This is a genomic window from Streptomyces sp. NPDC088732 (genome assembly GCF_044751205.1).
GTDB lineage: Bacteria > Actinomycetota > Actinomycetes > Streptomycetales > Streptomycetaceae > Actinacidiphila.
Genome location: NZ_JBIVLI010000013.1, coordinates 206,673 through 218,728, shown reverse-complemented (window position 1 = coordinate 218,728; position 12,056 = coordinate 206,673). Strand labels below are relative to the sequence as shown.

11 protein-coding genes are annotated in these 12,056 nt (G+C 72.6%); 6 read left to right on the top strand and 5 right to left on the bottom strand.

Annotated elements, in window-relative coordinates:
- Positions 1–26 precede the first annotated feature (26 nt).
- A complete protein-coding gene (gene chvE / locus ACIP9H_RS22885) occupies positions 27–1,127 on the top strand; it encodes a multiple monosaccharide ABC transporter substrate-binding protein (RefSeq protein ID WP_401590529.1) in 1,101 nt (366 codons plus the stop codon).
- Between the two features lie 70 nt (positions 1,128–1,197).
- Here the strand turns inward: chvE and ACIP9H_RS22880 are convergent, their stop codons facing one another.
- Together ACIP9H_RS22880 and ACIP9H_RS22875 are read right to left on the bottom strand one after the other, a co-directional pair.
- Positions 1,198–2,559 (bottom strand): hypothetical protein, encoded by a 1,362-nt coding sequence (locus tag ACIP9H_RS22880; RefSeq protein ID WP_401590526.1) that lies wholly within the window; start codon positions 2,557–2,559, stop codon positions 1,198–1,200.
- Positions 2,560–2,922: 363 nt separating this feature from the next.
- The gene (locus tag ACIP9H_RS22875) at positions 2,923–4,161 is read right to left on the bottom strand and encodes an aromatic acid exporter family protein (protein WP_401590524.1); all 1,239 of its coding nucleotides are present in this window, start codon (positions 4,159–4,161) and stop codon (positions 2,923–2,925) included.
- Between the two features lie 529 nt (positions 4,162–4,690).
- Between ACIP9H_RS22875 and ACIP9H_RS22870 the strand changes: the two genes are divergently transcribed.
- Positions 4,691–5,329 (top strand): DedA family protein, encoded by a 639-nt coding sequence (locus ACIP9H_RS22870; protein WP_401590522.1) that lies wholly within the window; start codon positions 4,691–4,693, stop codon positions 5,327–5,329.
- Between the two features lie 45 nt (positions 5,330–5,374).
- On the opposite strand, the gene ACIP9H_RS22865 is transcribed toward ACIP9H_RS22870, so the two are convergent.
- Together ACIP9H_RS22865 and ACIP9H_RS22860 are read right to left on the bottom strand one after the other, a co-directional pair.
- Positions 5,375–5,824 carry a VOC family protein gene (locus ACIP9H_RS22865; protein WP_401960515.1) on the bottom strand — a complete coding sequence of 150 codons (450 nt, stop codon included), beginning with the start codon at positions 5,822–5,824 and terminating at the stop codon, positions 5,375–5,377.
- Positions 5,825–5,928: 104 nt separating this feature from the next.
- Positions 5,929–6,144, bottom strand: a complete 216-nt coding sequence (locus tag ACIP9H_RS22860; RefSeq protein WP_360899761.1) for a dodecin — start codon at positions 6,142–6,144, stop codon at positions 5,929–5,931.
- A gap of 124 nt (positions 6,145–6,268) precedes the next feature.
- On the opposite strand from ACIP9H_RS22860, the gene polX reads away from it, so the two are divergent.
- From polX to ACIP9H_RS22840, 4 genes are all read left to right on the top strand, one after another.
- Positions 6,269–8,002 carry a DNA polymerase/3'-5' exonuclease PolX gene (polX, locus tag ACIP9H_RS22855; RefSeq protein WP_401960436.1) on the top strand — a complete coding sequence of 578 codons (1,734 nt, stop codon included), beginning with the start codon at positions 6,269–6,271 and terminating at the stop codon, positions 8,000–8,002.
- 64 nt (positions 8,003–8,066) lie between these two features.
- Complete coding sequence (locus tag ACIP9H_RS22850) at positions 8,067–8,474, top strand: hypothetical protein (protein WP_401590516.1); 408 nt, start codon at positions 8,067–8,069, stop codon at positions 8,472–8,474.
- Positions 8,475–8,593: 119 nt separating this feature from the next.
- Positions 8,594–9,376: a VOC family protein gene (locus ACIP9H_RS22845; protein WP_401590514.1), complete on the top strand. Its 783-nt coding sequence runs from the start codon at positions 8,594–8,596 to the stop codon at positions 9,374–9,376.
- 15 nt (positions 9,377–9,391) lie between these two features.
- Positions 9,392–10,822, top strand: a complete 1,431-nt coding sequence (locus ACIP9H_RS22840) for a lipase maturation factor family protein (RefSeq protein WP_401960434.1) — start codon at positions 9,392–9,394, stop codon at positions 10,820–10,822.
- A gap of 19 nt (positions 10,823–10,841) precedes the next feature.
- On the opposite strand, the gene ACIP9H_RS22835 is transcribed toward ACIP9H_RS22840, so the two are convergent.
- Positions 10,842–12,038 (bottom strand): amidohydrolase family protein, encoded by a 1,197-nt coding sequence (locus ACIP9H_RS22835; RefSeq protein WP_401960431.1) that lies wholly within the window; start codon positions 12,036–12,038, stop codon positions 10,842–10,844.
- Positions 12,039–12,056: the final 18 nt, after the last annotated feature.

Sequence of the window (12,056 nt, the reverse complement as noted above, 5' to 3'; positions counted from 1 at the left end):
GTTCGGCCCGAAAGGAACTGAGTCCCATGCACGCTGGCAGAGCTGCCAGACTGCGCACCGCGATATTCGTGGTCCTCACTCTCACCGCGTCGACCGCCGTCACGGCCTGCGGCGGCGGGTCGGGGAGCGACGGGGGCCCTGTCACGGTGGGCATCGCGCTTCCCACCAAGAAGCAGACGCGGTGGATCGCCGACGGCCAGAATATGGTCAAGCAGTTCGAGGCGAAGGGGTACAAGACCGACCTCCAATTCGCCGATGACAACGTTGACACGCAGGTCGAGCAGATCCAGAAGATGGTCGACGCGGGCGACAAGGTCCTCGTCATCGGCGCGGTCGACGGCTTCGAGCTGGGCGAGGTCCTGCAGCAGGCCCACCGGGCCGGTGTCAAGGTCATCGCCTACGACCGCCTGCTGCTTGGCACCGGCAACGTGGACTACTACGCCAGCTTCAACAACGACAAGGTCGGCCAGCTCCAGGCCGACTACATCGTCGACAAGCTCGGTCTCAAGCAGCACCCGGATAACACGTACAATCTCGAGATCTTCGCCGGTGACACCGACGACAACAACGCGCAGTTCTTCTTCAACGGCGCGATGAACGTCCTCCAGCCGTACATCAAGAACGGCCAGCTGGTCATCAAGAGCGACCAGGCCCGGCTCAGCCAGGTCGCCACGCTCAAGTGGGACGCCGACATCGCCACCGAGACGATGACGACCCGGCTCCACAACTACTACAAGTCGGCCACCGTCGACGCCATCCTCGCGCCCAACGACGGTCTCGCGCGCGGTGTCATCAAGTCCCTCAAGGCGGACGGCTACGGGACCGACTCCAAGCCGATGCCGGTCATCACCGGTCAGGACGCCGAGGTCGAGTCCGTCCAGGCGATCATCGACGGCGACCAGTCGATGACCGTCTACAAGGACACCCGCAAGCTCGCGGCCCGTGCCGTCGAGATGGCCGGCGCGGTCCTCTCCGGTGCGAAGCCGGAGATCAACAACGACACGGACTACGACAACGGCAACAAGGTCGTGCCCGCGTACCTGCTCACCCCGGTCAGCGTCGACAAGTCCAACTACAAGAAGCTGCTTGTCGACAGCCACTACATCAAGACCTCCGACTTGAAGTGAACCCACGACGCGGGGCCGGGCGGAACACAATGTTCCGCCCGGCCCTCGTTGTTTTTGCCGTGGACGAGTGTCAGAAGATCACGTTGAGCAGACCGAAGTTCGAGAAGCCGCGGCCGTAGCCGAAGCCACCGCCGTAGCCGCCACCGTGGCCGCCGAACTTGTGGCCCTTGCCGCCACCGTGGCCACCACGGCCACCGCGGCCGCCCTCGCCGAAGCCGCCGCCGAAGCCGCGGCCGCCCTCACCGAAGCCGAAGCCGCGACCCAGGCCGAACCCGCCGAGGCCGTAACCGCCCAGGCCGTAGCCGCCGAAGCCGAAGCCGCGACCCAGGCCGAACCCGCCGAGGCCGTAGCCGCCGAAGCCACGGCCCAGGCCGTAGCCGCCGAAGCCGAACCCGCGGCCGAAGCCGCCGCCAAAGCCATAGTCGTCAATCCGGATCACGCTGTACCCGAAGCCGTTGTTCCGGCCGCCGTGCCCGTTCCGCCCGTGACCACCGCCCTTTCCGAAGCCGCCGCCGAAGCCGCCGCCGAAGTTGCCGCTGCCGATGTTGCCCCGGCCGAAGTTGCCGCTGCCGATGTTGCCGCGACCGAAGTTGCCGCTGCCGATGTTGCCCCGGCCGAAGTTGCCGCTCCCGATGTTGCCGCCGCCGAAGCCGCCTTCGCCGCCGAACCCACCGCCGAAGCCGCCGCCGCCGAAGCCGCCACCGCCGAAGCCGCCTTCGCCACCGCCGAAGCCGCCGCCACCGAAGCCACCGCCGTTGCCACGGCCGCCTTCGCCGCCGCCGAAGCCGCCACCGTTGCCGCCGCCGAAGCCGCCGCTGTTGCCGCCGAAGCCTTCGCCGCCGCCGCCGAAGCCGCCGCTGTTGCCGCCGAAGCCCTCGCCGCCTTCGCCGCCGAGGCCGCCGCCGTCGCGGGCGCCGAGGTCGTCGCCGCCGTTGTCACCGAAGTTGTCGTCGGCGCCGTTGTCGGCCGGGTCGTCCGCGGGGTCGACAGCCGCGTTGTCCGCGGGGTCGGCGGCCGGGTCGACGGCCGCGTTGTCCGCGGGGTCGGCGGCGGGGTCGACGGCCGCGTTGTTCGCGGGGTCCGCGGCCATGTTGCCGGCCGGGTCCGCGGCGGGGTCGACGGCCGCGTTGTCGGCGGGGTCGAGGTTGCCGCCGTTGTCGGCCGCGTCGTCGGCCGGGTCGAGGTTGCCGCCGTTGTTGGCCGGGTCGGCCGCCGGGTCGATGTTCCCGCCGTTGTCGGCCGCGTTGTCGGCGGCGTTGTCGTTCCCGCCGTTGTTGTCATCCTCGTCGAGCAGCCGCGTCTGGCTGCTGCTGTCGCGGAGCACCGTGTGGCCGGCGGCGGCGGCCGAGCCGGCGCTCGCGGCGATCAGGCCGGTGGCCAGGAGTCCGGTGGCGACACCGAGAGCGGTGCGGCGCGTCAGACTGGTTCGCATGAGGGTCCTCTCCTCGGACGCGTGGTCGGCGGCGGTCGCCGCCTCTGCGATCAGTCGTACGTCCCCCCGCCGGAGCCCGCCCGTCGAGCGAAGCGTCCGGGCGACAACGTGGCCAAGGAAGTGACGCGCTGCCACGAAGTGATCAGGGCGTTCCTGACTCGGCGACAGGGCGTCCCGGCGGCCCACCGGCCCCCGTCGTGCGGCCGTGGGATCGTGTCCAACTGCGCTTCAATCCAAGGGAACTGGCCCTCCGTGACCCGGTCCTGGACCTCGGTACCCGTGACCGCGGCGGCCCGGTCCGCGGGTCGTCCGGGAGGTGCGCCCGCCTCCCCGTCCAGCCGTATGAGGGACCGTCCGGCACATTCATCCCCGTCGCCGCGCGCCGCGCCGAAGCCGTCCGCCGATGGCCCGGGCCCGCCGGTGCAGCCGGGCAGGCATTCCCTTCGAGGAGGGCGCGGCGGCGACCAACTGCTCGGACAGCCAACGGGAGCGCTGTTCGAGGTCCAGCTCGTTCAGCAGCCGGTCGATGTTCGCCAGCAGTGCCCCGTACAGGTCCCAGTTCTCCCAGCGCCGTTCGGTCTCCGACCGGAGCAGCACCGCGATCCGGTCGCGCTCCTCGCGGCCGCGCCGCAGGGCGTCCGCCAGCCGTGCCTCCGCCTGCTCGGCGCCCGCGGTCACCTGCGCCGCGATCAGCCGGCCGTAGCTGTCCACGGCATCGGCCATGTCGGCGAAGAGCTCGTCCATCCCGTCCGCGAGCTCCCGGGAGAAGAGCGGTTCCCCTGGCCCGCGCTCGCGCTCCATCTCCGTCAGGGACCGGCACAGCGTGCGCAGCAGGACGGTGGAGACCTCCAGGGTGTCCAGGCCGCTGCGCAGGATCAGCCGGGCCATCGCCCCCTCCGCCGGCCTCACCCGCGGATTGAGCCGGGTGCCCTCCTCCGCCCGGCGCAACGACGCGTCGAAGCGGGCGATCTCGTTGTCCAGCCGCCGGGCCTCCATCAGCCATGCGCGGGCCCGTTCGGCGGTCGCGCCGGCGCGCAGCTCGCCCCCCATACGGATCATCAGCAGCCGCATGTGCTCGGCCAGCTCCCGCACCGCCTCACCCGCCGGCTCGACGAACGCCGGCGGGGGCACGACCACGTTCAGCAGCACGCCCACGGCCGCGCCGACCAGCGTCTCCATGACGCGGTCCACGGCCTCCCCGGACGGCGCCGGCACCGCCAGGATCAGCATCGCGCTGATCGCCACCTCGGCGACGAACTCGTCCACCCGGATGAAGTGCCCCGTCACCAGCGAGGCCAGGATGATGAGCCCGAGGCTCCACCAGGTGAGCCCGATCAGCTCACTGAACCCCACCGCGATGAGCACGCCCGCCACCACGCTGAGCACCCGGCGGATTCCCGTCGTCACCGTCGTGAAGAGGGTGACCTGGACGACCAGCAACGCCGTCAGCGGGGCCGTCAACGGCGCCGGGTTGGGCAGCACCCAGACGGCGACGGCGTAGGACAGGACCGCGGCCACCGTCGAGCGCACCGTCTGCACGGCGATCGGGTCGCTGTTGAGCCGCACGAGGTCGGCGAGGCGTGGGGGGAGGCCACCGGACACACAGTCACTATCCCCGGCCGTGCTGCCGGGGGAGCGGACCGCGGGCGGCGCGCCAGGCGTGTTGCCGAACGTGCCCGGGTGCGGGCACCGCGCGGTGGCGCGAGGCCGGGTCGTCACATCGCCGGGAGGTGCCCCCGGGCACGGCACTCACGCAGCCCTCGGCCCGGGGGAGTGGTCGCATCGTCCGAGCGGCCTGGCCACGCCGATCGTGAGACGACTCCGCGCCTTGGGACGCACCGCACTTGGGGACACCTCCGGCGGTAGCCGGGAGCTCATGCGACGACACGGCCCGGCTAGCCCGCCGGTGTGAATCCCTTGCCCGACACGCCCCGGGAGCCGGGTCGCCCGCCCCGGCTCGGCGCTTCATGGTGCGGCGCGGAATTTGTCCGGTCCCGGCGAGCGAGGTGCCCATGGCGCGAGCGGTACAGCCCGTGCGCGGGAGCGGAGTCCCCGCCGACGGGTGGGAGTCGGGTGGCGCGGGGGCCCGGTGCGGGACCGGGGCGGCCGGCCGCGCCGCCGTACGGTGAGGATGGGCGGGCCGCCTCCGCTGCCCGGGCCACTGGCCGGGCTGGCGCCGCTCCTGGACGACTACGGCTACCTGGCGGTCGGCGTGCTCGTGCTGCTCGACAACTGCGGTATCCCCGTGCCGGGCCAGACGGTCCTGGTCGTTGCCGCCGCCTACGCCGGCACCGGCCGCATGGACCTCGCCGGTGTCGTCGCGGTCGCCCTGGCCGCCGCCGTGCTGGGCAACAGCCTCGGCTACCTCATCGGGCGCAGCGGCGGGCGGGCCTTCGTGCACCGCTGGGGCCGCTACGTGCTGCTGACCCCGGCACGCTTCGCGCGCGGGGAGGCGTTCTTCGCCCGCCGCGCCGACCTCGTGATCGTCTTCGCGCGTTTCGTGGACGTCCTGCGGCAGACGAACGGCATCATCGCCGGCACCGCGCGCATGCCCTGGTGGCGGTTCCTCGCCTGCACGACGCTGGGGGCGCTGCTGTGGGTCGGGGCCTGGGCGGCGGTCGGCTACGCGGCGGGCACCCGGCTGGGCTCGGTCTACTCCTGGGTCACCCGTTCGCAGCTGTACCTGCTGATCGCCCTCGGCGTGCTGGTCGCGGCACTCGTGGCCCGGCACCTCCTCCGGCGCCGCCGTCGCGACGGCGGCGCCCGGTGAACTCCCCGCTACCGCAGGGAAGTCGAGCTCCGTGCCCCGGCCGGTTCAGGCGACGCAGAACTCGTTGCCCTCGGGGTCCCGCAGCACCACCCCGTAGTGGTCGATGCCCGGCGTGGAGAGCACCCGCAGCCGGGAGGCACCCGCCGCGAGCAGGCGTTCCCCCTCCGCGTCGACACGCTCCTTGCGGACCGGCAGCGGTACGTCCTCCCGCCGGCCGCCCACCTTCACGTCCAGATGCAGGCGGTTCTTGACGGACTTGCCCTCGGGCACCTGCTGGAACCAGATCCGCGGGCCCGCCCCCTCCGGGTCCACGATGGAGTCGCAGCAGTCGGAGTCGCCCAGCTCCTCCTCGGGAACACCGATGCTCAGCCAGTACTCCCGCCAGGTGGGGAAACCGCCGGGTGCCTCCTCCGGCGTGTACCGCAGCGCCGCGGCCCAGAAGCGCACCTGCGCCGCCGGATCCGCGCAGTCGACCGTCAGCTGGAACGCGACCATGGGCAGTCCCTCCCGGGGATACGGCCGGCCCGAGGCGGTGCCGGTGACCGCCATGCTCCCCCACGGCACCGACAACGGCCGCGGCCGTCACGTCCGCCGCCGGATCAGCCGGCGGACTCCAGGCGGAAACCGACCTTCAGCCCGACCTGGTAGTGGCCGACCTGCCCGTTCTCGAAGTGGCCGCGGACCTGGGTGACCTCGAACCAGTCCAGGTTGCGCAGGGTCTCCGACGCGCGGGCGAGCCCGTTGCGAATGGCCGCGTCGATGCTCTCCTCCGACGAGCCGACGATCTCGGTCACCCGGTAGGTGTGGTCGGTCATGGCGGTCTCCTTGGGCCGTGGGGCGGATCGCTCCCTCCACCGTGCCTCACGGCCCGTCCCCCCGCGAGGGGAGGCGACAGCCGCGGCGCGTTAGCGGGCGGCGGTCGCCGGGAAGGCGTCCTTCATGGCCAGGGCCAACGACGAGGTCGAAGCCCTGCTCCATGAGTACGCCGACCTCATCCGGATCACCGGGGGCGACGCCTTCAAGGCGCGCGCCTACGAGAAGGCCGCCCGCGCCATCGGAGGCCACCACCAGGACGTCTCGCGGCTCGACGGCAAGGCGCTGCGCGAGATCCCCGGCGTCGGCAGGTCCGTCGCCGAGAAGGTCGCCGAGTACCTGGGCACCGGTGCGGTCTCGGCCGTCGAGGAGCTGCGGGCCAGGATCCCGCCGGGCGTCCGGGAGATGACCGCGATCCCCAGCCTCGGTCCCAGACGCGCGATGACGCTCTACAAGGAGCTGCACATCGCCTCCGTGCGCGAACTGGCCGTCGCCATCGAGCAGGAGCGGCTGCGTGACCTGCCCGGCTTCGGCCCCAGGACCGAGGAGAACATCCTGCACGGCATCGGCCTGATGCAGTCCTCCGGCGGCCGGGTCCCCCTGAACGTGGCCACCGAGGTCGCCGAGGAGGTCGTCGCCGCCCTGTCGGAGGTCACCGGCTGCCGGCGCTGCGCCTTCGCGGGGTCCCTGCGCCGGATGCGGGAGACGATCGGCGACGTCGACGTCCTCGTCGCCGCCGCGCGGTCCGCCCCGTTCATGGAGGCGTTCACCCGACTGCCGTACGCCGCCGAGACCGTCGTGCGCGGTGAGAAGAAGACCTCGATCCGTACGACCAAGGGCCTCCAGGTGGACCTGCGGGTGGTGCCGCCGGACTCCTGGGGTGCCGCGCTGCAGTACTTCACCGGCTCCAAGGCGCACAACATCCGCACCCGAGAACTGGCCGTCCACCACAAGCTCAAGCTCTCCGAGTACGGACTCTTCGACGCCGGGACCGGGGAGCTGATCGTCTCCCGCACCGAGGAGGAGGTGTACGCGCGGCTCGGCCTGCCGTGGATACCGCCGACGCTGCGCGAGGACCGCGGGGAGATCCAGGAGGGGCTGGCGGGTGGACTCCCGGAGCCCGTGGACATCCGCGACGTCCGCGGCGACCTGCACACCCACACCGACCTCACCGACGGTCTCGCCGGCCTGGAGGAGATGGTCGAGGCCGCCGCGGCCCGCGGCTACACCTACTACGCCGTCACCGACCACGCGCCCGACCTGGCCATGCAGCGGATGACGGACGAGAAGATCCTCGCCCAGCGCGAACGCGTCCGGGCCCTGGACCGCGCCCACCGCGGTATGCGCGTCCTGCACGGCACCGAGCTCAACATCGGCCCGGACGGCGGCCTCGACTGGCCCGACGACTTCCTGGCGGGCTTCGACCTGTGCGTCGCCTCGATCCACTCGCACTTCCGGCAGAGCCGCGAAGCCCTCACCCGGCGCCTGGTGCGGGCCGCGGAGAACCCGCACGTCAACATCATCGGCCACCCCACCACCCGGCTGCTCGGCAGGCGCCCCGCCGTCGACGCCGACTTCGACGAGGTCTTCGCCGCCTGCGCCCGCACCGGCACCGCGCTGGAGGTCAACGCCCAGCCCGACCGGCTGGACCTCGGTGACGAGCTGATCCTGCGCGCCCGCCGGCACGGCGTGCGGTTCGCCGTGGACAGCGACGCGCACTCCACGCTCCACCTGGACTTCATGCGCTACGGCGTCGGCACCGCCCAGCGCGGCCGGCTCACCAAGGACGACGTGATCAACACCTGGCCCCTCACCCGCCTGCGCCGTTTCCTGCGCAAGGAGGGCGGGACGCATCCGTGACCCCGCTCGGGGTAGGCGAGCGACAACGGACCAGATTCACGGCCAGGACATCGAGGAGAGCACGATGCTGCTGCTGGGACTTCTGCTCATGGGCGCGACAGCCGCCTTCACCGGGCTCCTGATCTCGGACAACCTTTCCGGAGGGCCCGACTACACGGTGACGATGTTCGGAACCGACATCGCCACCCTCAACACCCTCGGCGTCTTCCTCGCCGGCATCGCCCTCGGCCTGGTGTTCTGCCTGGCCGCGGGCATGGCGATGGCGGGCGCCGGGCGCTCGCGCAGCCGCCATGCCGAGCTGCGCGCCCTGCGCCGGCGGGCACGGGCACACGAGGCCGCCACCGCCGCCACCGCGGCCCCTGCCGACACCACCACCGGCGACCGGACCGCCGACACCACCACGACCACCACCGGGAAGACCACCGCCACCGTCCCCTCGCGCCGCAGTCGCATGCACCTGTTCGGACACTGAACCGCCTGCGCCGCGCGCGCGGCCGCTTCGGCCGTCCCCGTGCGGCGGACCCGTCGAAGATGCCCACCTGACCCACTGCCCCCATCCTTGGAACGGGCGAGGATCAAGGAGGCCAGGACGTGTCCACCACGAAGATCTGCTGCGTGGCCGGCGCACCCTGCTGGGTCAGTCTGATGGCGCGCGACCTGGACGTGGCGAAAGCGTTCTACGGGCCGCTGCTCGGCTGGACCTTCGAACCGGGCCCGTCGCGCTGGGGTGCGTACGAACGGGCGATGATCAACGGCACCGAGGTCGCGGGCATCGGTGCCATCGCCCGCGACTGGGAGACCTCCGTCGCCTGGACGACCTACTTCGGCGTGGAGAGCGCCGACGCGACCGCCTCCGACATCCGCGACCGCGGCGGCACGGTCGCCGTGGGCCCGCTGGACTTCGACGCCGGGCGCCTGGCGCTCGTCGCCGACTCCATGGGCGCGGCTTTCGGCATCTGGGAGGGCGAGCAGGGCCCGCCGCGCAAACTGCGCATGCACGGGGCACCCACCTGGATCGAACTGCGCACCCGTGACGCCTTCGCCGCCGCCCTGTTCTACGGCGAGGTCTTCCACTGGGACCGGCGCGGCCCCCGCTACATGGTGGAGTGGGAGAACGACCGTGTCGTGCTCTACGTGGACGGGCACAGCGTGGCGGGTATCCGGGGCGGCGGGGTCGAGGCCGCGGCCGACCCGAAGGTGCGGCCGCGCTGGCATGTGTTCTTCGCCGTCGACGACGTCGACGCGGCCGTCACCCGCGCCAAGGAACTGGGCGCCGAGATCACCGGCGAGCCCATCGACAGCGCCTACGGGCGCGTCGCCGGCATCCGCGATCCCGAGGGCGGGCTGCTGTCGCTGGTCAGCGATCACCCCTGACCGGCCGGGAGCGCCATGGAGTGGTTCACGGCCTCCGAGTACTGGCTGAGCCGCGTCGTCATCCAGCGCGGCCTCGCAGTGCTGTACTTCGTCGCCTTCACCGGCGCCGCGCACCAGTTCCGCGCCCTCATCGGCGAGCACGGGCTGCTGCCCGTGCCCCGGTTCACCGCCCGCGTCCCCTTCTCTCAGGCGCCCAGCCTCTTCCACTGGCGCTACTCCGACCGCCTCTTCGCGTCCGTCGCCTGGGGTGGCGCCGCGCTGTCCGCCGCCGTCGCCGCGGGGGCCGCCGACATGGTCCCGCTGTGGGCGGCGATGCTGATGTGGACTGCGCTGTGGCTGCTCTACCTGTCCGTCGTCAACGTCGGCCAGACCTGGTACGCGTTCGGCTGGGAGTCCCTGCTGCTGGAGGCCGGCTTCCTCGCCGTCTTCCTCGGCAACGACGACACCGGGCCCCCGGTGCTCGTCCTGTGGCTGATGCGCTGGCTGCTGTTCCGTGTGGAGTTCGGCGCGGGACTGATCAAGATGCGCGGCGACGCGTGCTGGCGCGACCTGACCTGCCTGGACTACCACCACGAGACGCAGCCCATGCCCGGCCCGCTCAGCTGGTTCTTCCACCGGCTGCCCCGGCCGGTGCACCGTGTGGAGACGGCGGCCAACCACTTCGCGCAACTCGTCGTCCCCATCGCACTGTTCACACCGCAGCCGGTCGCGAGCATCGCCGCCGCGATCGTGATCGTCACCCAGCTGTGGCTGGTCCTGTCCGGCAACTTCGCCTGGCTGAACTGGCTCACCATCGTGCTCGCCGTCTCCGCGTTCGACGGCTCCCTGCTCGCCGCGCCCCCGGCGCGGGCGGCCGCCCCGGCGCCCGGCTGGTACGAGGGACTGGTGCTCGCCGCCACCGCGCTGGTCGTCGTGCTCAGCTGGTGGCCGGCACGCAACCTGGTCTCGCGCGGCCAGATGATGAACGTCTCCTTCAACCGGCTGCACCTGGTGAACTCCTACGGCGCCTTCGGCAGCGTCAACCGCGTGCGCATGGAGGTCGTCGTCGAGGGCACCGACGCCGCAGAACCCGGGCCCGGTGCCGTCTGGAAGGAGTACGGCTTCAAGGGCAAACCCACCGACCCCCGCCGGCTGCCCCGCCAGTTCGCCCCTTTCCACCTGCGCCTGGACTGGCTCATGTGGTTCGCCGCCATCTCCTCCTCCTACGCCTGGCCCTGGTTCCTGCCGTTCGTCGGCAAGCTCCTGGACAACGACCCGGCGACCCTGCGGCTGCTGCGCGGCAATCCGTTCCCGCAGGCGCCGCCCACGCATGTGCGGGCGCGGTTGTACCAGTACCGCTTCACCGATTGGCGCACCCTGCGCAGCACCGGTGCCTGGTGGGACCGCACCTTGGTGCGCGATTTCCTCCCGCCGGTCGACCGCGACAGCTTGGGCCGCCACGGGTAGGGCAACCCCATGGCGGGTGTCAGCGGATCCGTACGCCCGCGCGGAAGACGGCGCGTATGTCGCGGAGCGAGGTGAGCCCGGCGAGCGGGTCGCCGTCGATCACGAGGAAGTCGGCGTCCGCACCGGCGCCGATGCGGCCCTTGCGGCCCCCGGCCCCGCACGCGGCCGCCGCCTGGCTGGTGACGGCTTTCAGCGCCGTCAGCGGGGACACACCGAGTGCCGCCAGCTCCATCGCGGCGTCCGGCAGGGTGCCGTGCGGTCGGTCGGGCGCCGTGCCCGCGTCCGACCCCACCGTGATCCGGGCGCCGAGCCGGGCCAGGGCCCGGTACGCGGTGTGGACGCCGTCGGCGTACGCCCCCGCCTCCCGGACCGGCGTCATGCCGACGAAGGTGCCGCTGCCCGCGATCAGGGCCTGGAGCCTCAGTTCCTCGACCGTCCCCCGGCCGCCGAGGAACGACGCGTGCTCCAGGCTGTCCGCCCCCGCGGCCAGCGCGTCCGCGATCGCCTCGGTGGCGTGGGCGTGGGCCGCCACCGGGAGGCCGAGGCGATGGGCCTCGGAGACCACGGTCCGCAGCTCCTCGCGCGTGTACTGGGCCCGGGACGGGTCCGAGCCCGGCGTGCGGGCGTCGCCGCTCGCCATGATCGTCACCAGGGAGCAGCCCCGGGCGTGCCGCTCCCGTACGGCGCCGACCAGCGCGCGCGTACCGGCCGCCGCGCCGCCCAGGAGATGACCGTGCCCTCCGGGTGTGGTGATCGGCGGCCCCGAGGCGAGGATCTCGGGCCCCAGACCGGGATCGGCGGCGGTCTCACGCGCGAGGGCCGCGGCGAGGAAGCCGCGGTCCCCGGCGTCCCTGACCGTGGTGATCCCCGCGCGCAGGGCCGTGCGGGCGGCGACACGCATGCGCGCGAGGAGCCGCTCGTCGTCCGCCGCGAGGAGCGCGCCCGCGGTGTCCGGCCCCGCGTCGAGGGCCAGATGGGCGCGGACGTCCACCAGCCCGGGCAGCAGGCACGCGTCGTCGCCCAGATCGACCAGCGGTACGCCCGGCGGGACCGTCCCCGTCCGGTCCACGGCGACGATTCGGCCTCGCCTGACGTGCACGGTCGCCGCGCCGGACAGGGTGAAGCCGTCGAACATCCGGCCCGCGCGCAGCGCGCAGGTGCCGTCGTCCGTGCCGGTTCCGGCGACGGACCGGGGCCGCGCGGGGGAGAGGGTCATGTCGCCCCCTGCGTGCGG

What these genes read in the sequence shown, in the direction of transcription:
- chvE (WP_401590529.1), top strand. Translation starts at nt 27, where the DNA reads ATGCACGCTGGCAGAGCTGCCAGACTGCGCACCGCGATATTCGTGGTC.
- ACIP9H_RS22880 (WP_401590526.1), bottom strand. Translation starts at nt 2,559, where the DNA reads ATGCGAACCAGTCTGACGCGCCGCACCGCTCTCGGTGTCGCCACCGGA.
- ACIP9H_RS22870 (WP_401590522.1), top strand. Translation starts at nt 4,691, where the DNA reads ATGGGCGGGCCGCCTCCGCTGCCCGGGCCACTGGCCGGGCTGGCGCCG.
- ACIP9H_RS22865 (WP_401960515.1), bottom strand. Translation starts at nt 5,824, where the DNA reads ATGGTCGCGTTCCAGCTGACGGTCGACTGCGCGGATCCGGCGGCGCAG.
- ACIP9H_RS22860 (WP_360899761.1), bottom strand. Translation starts at nt 6,144, where the DNA reads ATGACCGACCACACCTACCGGGTGACCGAGATCGTCGGCTCGTCGGAG.
- polX (WP_401960436.1), top strand. Translation starts at nt 6,269, where the DNA reads ATGGCCAGGGCCAACGACGAGGTCGAAGCCCTGCTCCATGAGTACGCC.
- ACIP9H_RS22850 (WP_401590516.1), top strand. Translation starts at nt 8,067, where the DNA reads ATGCTGCTGCTGGGACTTCTGCTCATGGGCGCGACAGCCGCCTTCACC.
- ACIP9H_RS22840 (WP_401960434.1), top strand. Translation starts at nt 9,392, where the DNA reads ATGGAGTGGTTCACGGCCTCCGAGTACTGGCTGAGCCGCGTCGTCATC.
- ACIP9H_RS22835 (WP_401960431.1), bottom strand. Translation starts at nt 12,038, where the DNA reads ATGACCCTCTCCCCCGCGCGGCCCCGGTCCGTCGCCGGAACCGGCACG.